This is a genomic window from Nocardia sp. NPDC003693, from assembly GCF_053981095.1.
Map to the genome: position 1 here is coordinate 1 of NZ_JBSFNO010000072.1, position 12,069 is coordinate 12,069.

The window sequence follows — 12,069 nt, forward strand, 5'->3', positions numbered from 1 at the left end:
CTGTGTTCGACGGTGAACCCCTTCGCCACCGGCACCGCGTCCTCGGCGGCCGATGTGCCCATCGGGGACGGCATCGTGCTGCGGCTGGCCATGCTGGTGGTGCTCACGATCGTGACGATCGCCTATGTGCTCTGGTACGCCCGCCGGGTCAAGAACGATCCCGGCAAATCCTGGTCCGGCTGGCAGCCCGGCGATCGCGATATGAAAGCCGAAGAGCACGAACCGGATCCGATGACCGGGCGGCAGGTGCTGGTGCTGTGGCTGGTGGGTCTGACCTTCGCCTTCATGATCTTCTCGATCATTCCCTGGGCCACCGTCATCAAGGGCGACGGCGCGACATCGTTTCCCTGGGAACTGGATTGGTACTTCCCGGAGCTGACCGCGCTGTTCCTGGTGGGCGCGGTGGTGATCGGCCTGGTCGGCGGACTGGGCGAGGGCAAGATGTCCGAAGCCGTCGGCAAGGGCTTCGGCGACTTCGTCGGCGCGGGCATCGTCATCGTGCTGGCCCGCGGCGTCACGGTCATCATGAACAACACCGAGATCACCAGCACCGTGCTGCACGCGCTGGAGGGCTTGGTCACCGGCACGTCCTCGGCGGTTTTCGCGGTGGCGGTCTTCCTGGTGAATGTGCCGCTGGCCTTTCTGATTCCATCCACCTCGGGCCACGCGACACTGGCCATGCCGATCATGGCGCCGCTGGCGGATTTCGCGAATGTGCCGCGCTCACTGGTGGTCACGGCCTGGCAATCGGCATCGGGCTGGGCGAATCTGGTGACCCCGACAACGGCGGTGGTGACCGGCGGCATCGCACTGGCCAAGGTGCGCTACGACCGCTACGTGAAATTCATCGCGCCGCTCATGGGCATTCTCTTCGTGCTGATCTGTATCTTCCTGGCCGTCGCGGCCTGGATCGGCTGAACTCAGGGCTCGCGAATCATGCTGCGCCAAGCCGATTCCAGATGCGCCGCCATGTCGAAATCACGATCGATGAGCCAGCGGGACTGCAGGCCGTCGGCGAGGGCGAAGAAGATGGCGGCCACCGCCGCGGGATCCAGATGCGCCGGGAGCAGGCCCGCCTCCTGCTGCCGGCGCAGGGTCGCGGTGAAGGCCGCGGTGCCGCGGTCGTATCGGAACCGCATGTAATCGTGGGCCGGATGCCGGGGATCGGCGGCCGCGGCCTGCATGTGGGTGAAGAGTTCGATGAGTCCCGGCACCCGGGTGTTGCGGTGGATCACCTGGATCAGGTCCTCGGGCGTGAGCGCGTCCAGGGTCTCGAGATCGGCTTCATCGCGTTTGCGCAGGACCGCGACGAACAGATCCTCCTTGGATCCGAAGTAGTGCAGGAGTCCGCTCTGGCTCAGCCCCGCGGCCTCGGCCAATTCGGCCACGGAGGTGGCGAGAAAGCCTCGTTCGGCAATGGTGCGCAGGGCCGCGGCCAGGATCTGTTCCCGGCGCTCGATGCCTTTGCCGTAGGGCCCGCGTTTTGCCACCAGGAGAGTGTAGAACCCCGCCTGCCAGGCTTGTGCAACCAAAACCGTGCGTTGTACGGTTTTCATGCGACCCCGCGATCGGGTCGTTCACAGCGAAGGAGAGACATCCGATGCGACTCCGGCTCCACACCCTCGTCCCGGCCGTTCTGGCCGCAGCGCTCGCCTTCGGCGCGGTACCGGCCGGCGCCGCACCGCCGCCGCCCGGGCAGCTCGCGCCCATGAGCGATGACTTCCTCTGGGGTGTGGCGGCCTCGGGCTTCCAATCCGAGGGCAGTGCGCCGGACAGCAACTGGACGCGCTATATCGCCGCGGGCAAGACCGAGGATCCGTACCGGGATTCGATCGACTTCTATCACCGCTATGCCTCCGATATTCAGCTGGCGAAGCAGTTGGGGGTCTCGGTTTACCGCATCGGAATCGAATGGGCGCGGGTGCAGCCGCAGCCGGGGGTGTGGGACGAAGCCGGACTTCGGTTCTACGACAGTGTGATCGGGGCGATCACGGCGGCCGGAATGCGACCCATGCTCACGCTGGATCATTGGGTGTACCCCGGCTGGGAGGCCGAGCGCGGCGGGTGGAACAACCCGGGAATGGTGGATGACTGGCTGGCCAACGCGCGCCGGGTGGTCGACCGCTACGCGGGCTTCGATCCACTGTGGGTCAGCTTCAACGAGCCGGCCATGTATCTGCTCAACGAGACCAGGCACGGCGGCCTGCCCGCCACCTCGGTGCCCGCGATGCAGGACCGAATCGCACAGTCGCACAACGCGATATACGACTACATTCACGCGGTGCAACCGGGTGCGCTGGTGACCAGCAATGTGGCCTACATCCCTGCGGCCGAGGATGCGGTGAACGGGACCTTCATCGACAAGATCGCGGCCAAACTCGACTACGTCGGCATCGACTACTACTACGGCCTGTCTCCGAGTTCGGCCGGCATGTTCACCAATTTCACGCAGCTCTGGAAGAATCCCCTGCAGCCCGAGGGCATCTACTATGCGCTGCAGCACTATTCGCGCAAATTCCCCGGCAAGCCGCTGTACATCGTGGAGAACGGCATGCCCACCGAGAACGGCCTGCCCCGCGCCGACGGCTATACCCGCGCCGACAACCTGCGCGACACGATCTACTGGGTGCAGCGCGCGAAGTCCGACGGCATGAACGTGATGGGCTACAACTACTGGAGCCTGACCGACAACTACGAATGGGGTTCCTACACCCCCCGTTTCGGCCTCTACACGGTAGATGTCCTGACCGATCCCACCCTGACCCGCCGCCCCACCGACGCGGTCCCCGCCTACACCGAGATCACGGCGAACTCCGGTGTTCCCGCCGACTACGTCCCCACCCGGGCTCCAGCGACCTGCTCGCTGGTGGATGGCCTCGCCAGCTGCCTGGATCCGGCGGGGGCGCCGCGCTGACGGTGCGCGGGTTCGGCACGGCGGGGTTGGGTGCTGCTGCGGGGAAGCAAGGAACGGAGTACCGGCGGGGGCACGTCGGGAGACTCGGTGGCGGTTGGGTGCCTGGTTGGGTAAGGACGCCTGGATAACGGAGTACCAGCCGGGGCGGGCTGGGTGCCTCGGCGGCGGTTCCAACCCTTCCGGGCTGATCGGCGGGATCGAAGCCCTTGGATGCGTGGCCGAGTTCGCGACCCTGGACCGGGCGCGGCAATCACCGCCCTGGCCATAACCTCATTGTGCTGATGACGAGTCGGCCACGGGCGTGAACACCTTTGCCATGTGGTCGCACCGGCGGTTCTCGTGGGAGGGCCGGGCCGTGGCAGGGCGCACGAAAGCCGAAGAGGCAGAGTCGAAAGCGGCAGTGAGGCTCGGGACCAGGGGCCGAGCGGTTAACAGCGCCATCGCGCGGGGATACCCGGTATCTGGGGATGGTGGCGGAAGTTCACGCGCGGTCTCCGTGATGGATCGATGTGTGGTGGTGGTATCCACCCGGTCTTGCCCGGATTCTCCGAATCCTCGCCCATCACAACCGTTCCCCAGCCGTTCGGGCCGGTATTGACCTGGGCGTGGCAGGCATCGCACGCGAAAGTCAGGTTCTCGATGTCCGTTTCGCCGCCATCGGCCCATTCTCGGATGTGGTGGACGGCCGAGCGGCTCGCTGGCGCGTCGCATCCGGGGCGGGTGCAGCCCCGTTCGGTGGCGGTGAGCGCCAACCGCTGGGCCGGGTTCGCGAGGCGCTGGCCTCGGGACAGGTGCAGTGGGCGGCCGTTGCGGTCGAGCACCACCAGATAGGGGGTCGAATTCTTGGCGACCTGGAGGGCTTGGGTGATCGACATCGTCCCGCCGGTCGCGGTGGTCGCCACGCCCGCACGCTTCTCCAGATCCTCGATGCTCATGGTGATGATCGTCGAGACCGGCAGCCCGCGATGCGATCCCAGCTTCGTGGGACCCATGTCCGGGCGGAAGAACACCATCAAGGCGTCATGGTTGCGCTGCTCGGCGGTGCGGTGATCGCGTTTGGCTGCCGCGCGCAGCTTCGCGCGAACGACGGCACGAGCACGTTCGGCCGGGGTCAACGACGGGTCGTCTACATCGACGTCACCGGTGTCGCCGCCGTCGTCGAGTTCGGTATCGAGACCGAGTTCGGCGGTGGTCCAGGGGCTTTCGGGATCATCCGGGTTGCACATGCCCGGTCGCCCGAATTTCTCGAACATCGGGATCATGACCGCACCCAACTGCGGGGTGAGGAAACCCGAGATCGGGTACATGCCGTCGATCCGCTGATGCCCGATTTTGATGCTCCGGACTCGCTGCCGGTCCCGGTCCTCGATCAACCGCCCATCGGGATCGACGTCGGCCAGGATCCGGACACCGAGCGTGGTTACACCCTTCGGGTCACCTTGGCGGGCATACGCGGTGAGGTGCTGCTCGCAACGATCTTTCACTTCGGGACCGGCGGCGTCGGGGATCTGCTTGAGCGCATCGTTGATGGCCTTCACATGATCGGCGGAGATCTCCCCGGCCCGCTGGGCTTCGGCCACATGCGGCAACACCGGCGGGCGAGTCATCGGACCCTCGGACACCTCCGACAAAAGGTCGGCGTTCCGAACCCGGGCAGCGGCATCGGCGTACGAGAGCCGCAGTGTCTGTTGCAGGAACAGGATCAAGCTCTTCACACCGGCCCGAGCGGGCAATCCCTGTGCTGCGCACTCGAGTGCGAACCGTTGCTTGACCGCCTCGAACTTGCGCAAGCTCGTCTCGATGTCCTGCATCGCTTCAATGACGCCGTTACCGGCCAACGGGAACATCGGCGCTTCGAGCAGGATATCCACCGCGGCGGCGAGTGCTTGTACACCCTGCGCGATTGTGGTTTCCCGTCCCGAATTCATACCCCTATTCTATGCCTTGATAGCAAGCGCAAATAGTCGAATTCAATTGTGATACAACAATATTCACACTGGACCGATGCCCGAATCCCTCGAAGAACTCGAACCGCCGGCCCAGCCGCGAACCGCCCGCCGAATCACCGCAGAGCCGGAATAACTTCCTTCTCGAACAGCTCGATTCCACTGGTGTCATAAGCGGATTCCGGGAAGTTCAGAATCGTGTACGAAAGCCCCAGATCCTTGACCTTCGTGAGGTTTTCGATCACCTGCTCCGGCGTACCCACCGCAGCCGATCCCCGGAAGATATTGTCGATCTGAGACTTCGCGGCCTCCGCGCCCGTGAACGGCGTCAGGCGCGCTTCGAGTGCGGCCAGCCGCTCTTCCACTTCCGCCTCGGTGCGCCCGATGGCGGCGTTGAAATTCGAGCTGCGGGTGATGGCGTCGAAATCCGTGCCCACATCCGCGCAATGGTTGCGCAGCAGCTCGGACTTGTGCGCGAACTCGTCCAGGTTGCCCGCGAAGTTCGTGTATTGGGCATACTTGGCCGCGATCTTCAGCGTCACCTTCTCACCGCCACCGGCGATCCACAGCGGAATCCCGCCCTCCTGCAACGGCAGTGGGCGCACGATCGCACCGTCCACCTGGTAATGCTTGCCGTCCAGTGTCGCGCTGCCCGTCGTCCAGGCTTGCTTGAAGATCTGCACGCCTTCGTCGAGCCTGCCGAGACGCTCACCAGCGGAAGGGAATCCGTAGCCGTAGGCCCGCCATTCGTGCTCGTACCAGCCGCCGCCGATGCCCATCTCCACGCGTCCGCCGGAGATGAGGTCCACGGTCGCCGCGACCTTCGCCAGGTAGGCGGGATTGCGGTAGCTGATGGCGGTGCACATCTGGCCGAGCCGGATCCGCTCGGTGGTGGCGGCGAACGCCGACATGAGGGTCCACGCCTCGTGGGTGGCCTCCTCGGTCGGTACCGGGACCGTGTGGAAGTGGTCGTACACCCACAGCGATTCCCAATCCGGATTGGCGTCGGCGCGCTGCGCGAGCCCGCGCATCACATCCCACTGCGCCGCCGGCTCGATGCCGACCAGATCGAGCCGCCAACCCTGCGGGATGAATAGGCCGAAGCGCACGAGTTCTCCTCCGTCTGCCGATCGGTTGCGCCCGCACGAGGGCGCGGGCCACCGACCACTGTTCTCGCCCGGCACGTGCCGGGCAACCATTGCGCGCCGTGCGCGTCTAATTCGATCCGTCCGATGCCCGAACTGGTTGTCCCAGACGGGATAGGATGCGCCGCAGGTGATCGTTTCGACCAGTGGGGAGGGACTCGGCGATGAGCTCCATTCAGATGCCCGCACCGGACGGACCCGTGTCGGCGGTGTTCGAGACGCCTTCGGGCGACGGCCCCTGGCCGGGGGCGGTGGTGCTGCACGACATCGCCGGACTCAGCGGCGACATCCGCCGCAAGACCCGGCTGCTCGCGGACAACGGCTATCTGGCCGTCGCGCCGGATCTGTTCTCCCGGGGCCGGGCCCGGTGTGTGCCCAGCGTGTTCCGGGACATGCTCACCGGCAAGGAAGGCCGGGCCATCCGCGACATCCAGGCCGCCCGCGCCCTGCTGACCGCCGACGAGCGCTGCACCGGCAAGGTCGCGATCGTGGGCTTCTGCCTGGGCGGGGCGTTCGCGCTGCTGCTCGCCCCGCAGGGTTTCGACGCGGCCGCGCCGTTCTATCCCTCGGGTCGCGGCAACTACGAGGAGATGCTGCGCGGGGCCTGCCCGATCGTGGCCAGCTACGGCGCGAACGACCCGGCCAATCGTGGCCGGGGCGACAAGCTCGAGCGGGTTCTCACCGAGTACGGCATCGACCACGACGTGAAAACCTATGCGGGCGTCGGTCACTCGTTCGCGAACGACCTGCCTGCGCAGGGGCTGCTGCGGGTGGCCGGGCTCGGCTACGACGACGCCGCCACATCCGACGCCTGGCGCCGGATCTTCGCCTTCTTCGACACCCACCTGTCGCCGGGCTTCCAGCCGGGCGGGCCGAACGTGTAGCCGAGCCGGTCCCGCATGCGGGTGGCGGAGCGCAGATCCCGCCACAGCGCGCCGAACTCGTAGTACTGCAGCGTCAGCAGATTGTCGCTGTCGATGTTCTTCGTCAACCCGTAGGTGGGCCGGAACGTCTCGGCGCGGAAGGTACCGAACATCCGGTCCCAGAGGATCAGGATGCCGCCGTAGTTGCGGTCCAGGTACTCGGCGTCACTGGCGTGGTGCACGCGGTGATGCGAGGGCGTGTTGAAGACGAACTCGAACCAGCGCGGCAGCTTGCCGATGGTCTCGGTGTGCACCCAGAACTGGTAGATGAGATTGAACGACCAGGCGGTGAACACCATCCACGGCGCGACGCCCAGCAGCGGCAGCGGAATCCACACCAGCAGCTCGAACCAGGGGTTCCACTTCTGCCGCAGCGCGGTCGCGTAGTTGAAGTAGCGGCTGTTGTGGTGCACCTGGTGCGCGGCCCAGATCAGCCGGACGCGGTGCGAGGTGCGGTGGTACACGTACCAGAGCAGATCCACGCCGAGCATGACCGCGACCCAGCTCAGCGGATTGCGCGGGTCCAGTTGCCAGGGCGCGTGCACGTAGAGCACCGCGTAGCCGATGAGCGCCACGAACTTGGCCGCGCCGCTGACGAAGACCGAGATCGCGCCCATGAGCAGGCTGTTGCGCGCGTCGGTGCGGTCGTAGCCGGTGCGGTCGTCGCCGTGCTCGCGCAGCGAGAGCGCCTCCACCACGAGGGCGAGCACGAAGAACGGGATCGCGTAGGTGACGGGCTGATTGATCTGTTCCCACAGGTCCACGGTGCTCACTCCACTCCCGCGCCGATGAACACGCGGTCACTTCATCTGCACCGACTGTAAGGCTCGGATCGCGGAATTCGGAAGGGGTGATCCGCCTGAGCTGGGGTTCAGTCGTTTCTGCAGCGGGCGACCAGGGTCAGGCAGCCCGCGGCGGCGGCCGCCAGCGCCAGGAACATCGCGGGGTAGCCGAACCCGGCGTGCTGGTGCAGCACCGCCATGACCGCGGGAACGCCGAAGCCGAGGTAGCTGACGGCGTAGTAGACCGCGGTCAGGCCCGCCAGGTCGTCGGGACGGGCCATGCGCTCGATCTCCAGGAGACCGGCGACCAGGCCGATGCCGAAGCCCATGCCGAGGACGACGGCGGTGGCGACGGTGAGCCACAGGGTCAGCGCGCCGGAGGCGACGGTGGCCAGCAGCATGCCGGCGATGGTCAGGCTCAGCCCGAGCACCGGCAGGCGCAGGGTGCCGGGCCGGTCCAGGCGGCGGGCCACCGACTGGATGGCGAAGCCGCAGCCGAGGGTGATGACGGTGATGAGCGCCGAGAAGGCGATGGGCGCGCCGTGCACCTTGGGCATCATGAGGGTGGGCATGATGGCGTAAGCCGTTGCGGCGGAGGTGAACAGCCACACCGACAGCGGCAGGGCGACCAGGCGGAAGCGGCGGTTCGCGGCGGCGGGGACCTTCAGATCGTCGCGCAGCCGGGCCGGGTTCGGTTGCGGCACGGTGGTTTCCGGTGCGCGCAGCACCCAGGCGGCCGCGCCCGCGCAGAGTGCGACATTGAGCAGGTAGGGGAGCGTGCTCGGGAGCGGACCCCATTGCGCGAGCACGCCGGCCACGCCCGCGCCCACGCCGAATCCGCCGGTCAGGCTCATGGCCGAGCGGCGCGCGCCGGTGCCGGCGGCGGTGTGCGCGGCATAGGGCGGCTGGGAGAGTTCCTTGAGCCAGCTGCTGCCCACCGCCATGGCCAGTCCAAGCGCGACGCCGGACAGTACGCGCCCGGCGGAAAGCATTGGCACCGAGTCGGATCCGAACGCGAGCAGCAGTGATCCGGCGGCGGCGACCAGGGGCGCGGGGCGCATCAGCGGCCGGCGGCCGTATCGGTCGGAGAGCGGGCCGCCGATGAGCAGCGCCGGAATGATGCCGAGCACGTATTCGAACAGCAGCAGGTCCACCGTGGCCAGCGGCAGCCCGTCGCGTTTGTACATGACCAGCAGCGGCGTGAATTCGTTTCCGCCCCAGGCGATGGCGAAGATGGCCGCCGCCACGCCGATCCAGGCCCGGTCGGTGCGGGCGCCGGTCGCGGGCGCGGCGGTGGTCAGCGCCGGGGCGGCGGACGGCGACGGCATGGGGTCCTCTCGGTTCGACGCCGGGCGGGTGCGTCGGGTGTGCGGCAGGGGCGGCGGCGGAACCGGTGTGCTCGCCCGCCTCGATGTGGTCCGCGATCCGGGTGTGGGCGCGCGACAGGGCCTCGCGCAATCCTAGGAGCGCGGTCGCGAATATTTGCTGGGATGTGGCCGGGTTCACCGTCGCCACCCGGACCCGACCGGCCGGACTTGCGCGAGGGGAGTCCCACCCACGATGATCTGTGCTGTTGGCATGTTGCCAGTAAGTTCAGACACGGAGGTCCGCATGGCGAACGACGCCACCCCGCCGCTGCACGAGGTAGTGAACAGCGCGCTCGAGTTCACCATCCCCATCGCGCACAAGATGGGGGTCACGGCCACCGAGGTGCGTCCGGGCTACGCCGCGACCAAGGTGCCCGCCGAGGGCAACGGCAACCACTTCGGCGTGATGTACGCCGGTGTCCTGTTCACCGTCGCCGAGGTCCTCGGCGGCGCCCTGGCCCTGGCCAGCTTCGACACCGCGAAGTACTACCCCTTGGTGAAAGACCTGCACATCTTCTTCCGCAAGCCCGCCGCGACCGACGTGGTCGCCGAGGCCACCCTCTCGGAGGCGGAGATCGCCCGCATCGCCGAGGAGGCCGACCTGAAGGGCAAGGCCGACTTCACCCTGACCGCCAAGGTGATCGACGCCAACGGCGTGGTGGTGGCCGAGACCGAGGGCCTCTACCAGCTCCGCGCCCACAACAAGTAGGCGACGAGTTCGGGGCCCGCGGTCCCATCGCGCCGGCAGAGGCCCCGGGTTCTTCGAGAACCCGGGGCCTCGGCCCTGTGTGCGCCGGGTGAGCATCCGGAACCGCCGTATGGCGGCGGTGAGGGCGGGCGTCTCGCTGACCCCGGCGGATGCGGACGCCCGGGAGCGCGTCAGGGCTGGGTCAGTTGGGTGAACTGGGCCATGTCGAAATAGTCGCGCCAGGCGGTGATCTTGTTGCCGGACACCTCGAAGACGCCCATTACGGGGAGCTCTATCGGCTTGTCGCCCAGGGCGAAGCGGTCGGTGCGTTCGTTCAGGACCGTGGTGCCGGTCGCGGACTGGTGGTGGATCGTGAACTCTATGCCGCCGAAGGCGCCTATGAAGCCCTTCAGGAAGTCGAGGATCGCGGGCTTGCCGCGCAGGGGAGCCATCGGGATGTTGTGGTAGACGGCGTCTTCGGTGAAGTAGGCGGCTATCGACTCGGGGGTGCCGGTCAGCCACTCGGCGCAGAAGGCGGTGACGAGGGCCTCGGGGGTGGGGTCGGTCATGCGGGGAGCCTTTCAGGAGATTTCGAGGGGTAGGGAGAGGTGGCGGCGGGCGAAGATGCTCGGGAACCATTGGGGTGGGGCGTCTTCGGCGAGGGTGAAGCGGGTGGAGCGGGTCAGCAGGGCCGTCAGGGCGGCGGTCGCCTCCAGTTTGGCGAGGGCGGAGCCCACGCAGAAGTGGACGCCGCGGCCGAACGCGAGATTGTTGGCGCCGCTGCGGCGGTCGAGGTCGACGGCGTCGGGGTTCTCGAAGCGGGCGGGGTCGCGGTTGGCCGCGCCCCACAGCAGCAGGATGTGACTGCCCGCGGGGAGACGTACCCCGCCCAGTTCCGTGTCGGTGGTGACGTGGCGATGATGGCTGCGGAAGGGGGATTCCAGGCGCAGCGCCTCGTCCAGGAAGGCGGGCAGCAGGGCCGGTTCGCGCCGAAGTTCCTGCTGGAGCGCGGGATCGGCGGCGAGCATGCGGGCGGCATTGGCGACCAGGCCGGCGGTGGATTCGCCGCCCGCGCCCACCAGCTGAGTCAGCATCAGAACCGCGACGGTGTCGGTGACTTCACCGGCTGTGCACGCGCGTGCCAGCACGCCGAGCAGATCGTCGCCCGGATCGGCTTCGGCGGCTTTGAATTTCGTATACAGATAGCCGGTCAGCTCGGCGGCCGCGCCCACCGAGCGGCCGAAACCGTCGGCGTCCACCACCCCGCCCAGCATCTCGGTGCTGTCGTAGGCCCACCGAAGCAGCCGCGGCACATCGGAATCGGGCAGCCCGATGATCTCGGCCACCAGCGCCAGCGGCAGCTGATCCGCCATGCCGGTGGCCCAGTCGATGCGCCCGCCCCGCAGCTCCCGCTCCCACAGCGTGTCGACCAGGGCGTGCACCGTGGGCGCGAGCCCGCGAATCCGCTTGGCCAGCAGCGGCTGTACGAGCTTGCGCTGGGCCAGGTGCGCCGGATCGTCGGCGGTGGCCAGCACGTGCACGGCCTGCCCGCCGCCGTCCATGTCGAAGGTGACCGGCGGGCCGTCCGGCTGCCGCAGCAGGACCCCGGTCAGGTTCGAGGAGAAGACCTCGGGCCGGCCCACCGCCTCGGTGACCAGATCCCACGAGGTCACCAGGTAGAAATCGGTGCCGGGCAGGTGATACACCGGGGACTGCTCGCGCAGCCGCCGGTACAGCGGGTTCGGGTCTTCGATGTGGACGGGATCGAAGATGTCGATCGCGTCCGATGAGATCAGCGTCATGGCCTGCCACTCCGGGTCGGGGAACCTGTCGTGGGCATACGGTTTCCCGGCGTGGACGGGGTGTCAACCGGCGTCTCCACGTGAGATTCCGAGACCCACGCGGCCCGGTGAGCCCGGCGGACCATCTCTGGATCAGCGCAGTTCGACCGTCATTTCCGAGTCGAGACAAATCGCAACAATTGTCTCGCTGCGAGACGCACCCCCCGCCTCAGACACACTTGTTGTCGCGCACGCACGCGAGCAGCAACAGCGTCACATCGGCCTTGGGTGGCGCCGTCCCGCGCGGCTGCGCCGCCAGCGGAATGCGGGCGAAATCGGCGGCATTGGGCGCGCCGAGCTGGGTGGCCGAGCGGAACCCGTACCGCTGCCACGCGATCCGCTGGATCTCCGGATCCTGCAGCGCGGTGATCAACTGCTGCGCCTCGGGCGTGAGCGCCAGCACCGGATTGCTGTTGAACAGCGTCGGATCCGGATACAGCATGCGCGTGCCCGCCAGCAGCGC

General features: G+C 67.6%; 11 protein-coding genes and 1 pseudogene. 4 read left to right on the forward strand and 8 right to left on the reverse strand.

Going from position 1 to position 12,069, the window contains the following annotated elements; translation table 11 throughout:
• Positions 1–918: pseudogene (locus tag ACWDOP_RS38515) on the forward strand (YfcC family protein); the annotation flags it as partial.
• Between the two features lie 2 nt (positions 919–920).
• Here the strand turns inward: ACWDOP_RS38515 and ACWDOP_RS38520 are convergent.
• Positions 921–1,490: a TetR/AcrR family transcriptional regulator gene (locus ACWDOP_RS38520; RefSeq protein ID WP_456349019.1), complete on the reverse strand. Its 570-nt coding sequence runs from the start codon at positions 1,488–1,490 to the stop codon at positions 921–923.
• Between the two features lie 110 nt (positions 1,491–1,600).
• On the opposite strand from ACWDOP_RS38520, the gene ACWDOP_RS38525 reads away from it, so the two are divergent.
• Entirely contained in the window at positions 1,601–2,914 is a 1,314-nt protein-coding gene (locus ACWDOP_RS38525; protein ID WP_456349020.1) for a family 1 glycosylhydrolase, read from the forward strand.
• A gap of 428 nt (positions 2,915–3,342) precedes the next feature.
• On the opposite strand, the gene ACWDOP_RS38530 is transcribed toward ACWDOP_RS38525, so the two are convergent.
• The gene (locus ACWDOP_RS38530) at positions 3,343–4,842 is read right to left on the reverse strand and encodes a DUF222 domain-containing protein (RefSeq protein ID WP_456349021.1); all 1,500 of its coding nucleotides are present in this window, start codon (positions 4,840–4,842) and stop codon (positions 3,343–3,345) included.
• A gap of 134 nt (positions 4,843–4,976) precedes the next feature.
• Positions 4,977–5,969 (reverse strand): LLM class F420-dependent oxidoreductase, encoded by a 993-nt coding sequence (locus tag ACWDOP_RS38535; protein WP_456349022.1) that lies wholly within the window; start codon positions 5,967–5,969, stop codon positions 4,977–4,979.
• A 200-nt stretch (positions 5,970–6,169) separates the two neighbouring features.
• Between ACWDOP_RS38535 and ACWDOP_RS38540 the strand changes: the two genes are divergently transcribed.
• Positions 6,170–6,889: a dienelactone hydrolase family protein gene (locus ACWDOP_RS38540; RefSeq protein ID WP_456349023.1), complete on the forward strand. Its 720-nt coding sequence runs from the start codon at positions 6,170–6,172 to the stop codon at positions 6,887–6,889.
• Here ACWDOP_RS38540 and ACWDOP_RS38545 read toward each other — a convergent pair.
• Entirely contained in the window at positions 6,790–7,701 is a 912-nt protein-coding gene (locus ACWDOP_RS38545; RefSeq protein ID WP_456349024.1) for a sterol desaturase family protein, read from the reverse strand. The genes ACWDOP_RS38540 and ACWDOP_RS38545 overlap by 100 nt on opposite strands.
• A 98-nt stretch (positions 7,702–7,799) precedes the next feature.
• On the reverse strand, positions 7,800–9,038 hold the full coding sequence (locus ACWDOP_RS38550) for an MFS transporter (protein WP_456349025.1): 1,239 nt from the start codon (positions 9,036–9,038) through the stop codon (positions 7,800–7,802).
• A 283-nt stretch (positions 9,039–9,321) separates the two neighbouring features.
• Here ACWDOP_RS38550 and ACWDOP_RS38555 point away from each other — a divergent pair, with 283 nt between their 5' ends.
• Positions 9,322–9,786 carry a YiiD C-terminal domain-containing protein gene (locus ACWDOP_RS38555; protein ID WP_454205375.1) on the forward strand — a complete coding sequence of 155 codons (465 nt, stop codon included), beginning with the start codon at positions 9,322–9,324 and terminating at the stop codon, positions 9,784–9,786.
• A 170-nt stretch (positions 9,787–9,956) separates the two neighbouring features.
• Here ACWDOP_RS38555 and ACWDOP_RS38560 read toward each other — a convergent pair whose 3' ends face one another.
• The 3 genes from ACWDOP_RS38560 to ACWDOP_RS38570 all read right to left on the reverse strand — a co-directional run.
• Entirely contained in the window at positions 9,957–10,334 is a 378-nt protein-coding gene (locus ACWDOP_RS38560) for a limonene-1,2-epoxide hydrolase family protein (RefSeq protein WP_456349026.1), read from the reverse strand.
• Between the two features lie 12 nt (positions 10,335–10,346).
• Complete coding sequence (locus tag ACWDOP_RS38565; protein WP_456349027.1) at positions 10,347–11,567, reverse strand: cytochrome P450; 1,221 nt, start codon at positions 11,565–11,567, stop codon at positions 10,347–10,349.
• 208 nt (positions 11,568–11,775) lie between these two features.
• Positions 11,776–12,069: hypothetical protein (locus ACWDOP_RS38570; protein WP_456349028.1), on the reverse strand; the 294-nt coding region annotated here is incomplete at its 5' end.

Coding starts and splice junctions, on each gene's coding strand:
- ACWDOP_RS38525 (WP_456349020.1), top strand. CDS start 1,601: ATGCGACTCCGGCTCCACACCCTCGTCCCGGCCGTTCTGGCCGCAGCG.
- ACWDOP_RS38530 (WP_456349021.1), bottom strand. CDS start 4,842: ATGAATTCGGGACGGGAAACCACAATCGCGCAGGGTGTACAAGCACTC.
- ACWDOP_RS38540 (WP_456349023.1), top strand. CDS start 6,170: ATGAGCTCCATTCAGATGCCCGCACCGGACGGACCCGTGTCGGCGGTG.
- ACWDOP_RS38550 (WP_456349025.1), bottom strand. CDS start 9,038: ATGCCGTCGCCGTCCGCCGCCCCGGCGCTGACCACCGCCGCGCCCGCG.
- ACWDOP_RS38555 (WP_454205375.1), top strand. CDS start 9,322: ATGGCGAACGACGCCACCCCGCCGCTGCACGAGGTAGTGAACAGCGCG.
- ACWDOP_RS38560 (WP_456349026.1), bottom strand. CDS start 10,334: ATGACCGACCCCACCCCCGAGGCCCTCGTCACCGCCTTCTGCGCCGAG.
- ACWDOP_RS38565 (WP_456349027.1), bottom strand. CDS start 11,567: ATGACGCTGATCTCATCGGACGCGATCGACATCTTCGATCCCGTCCAC.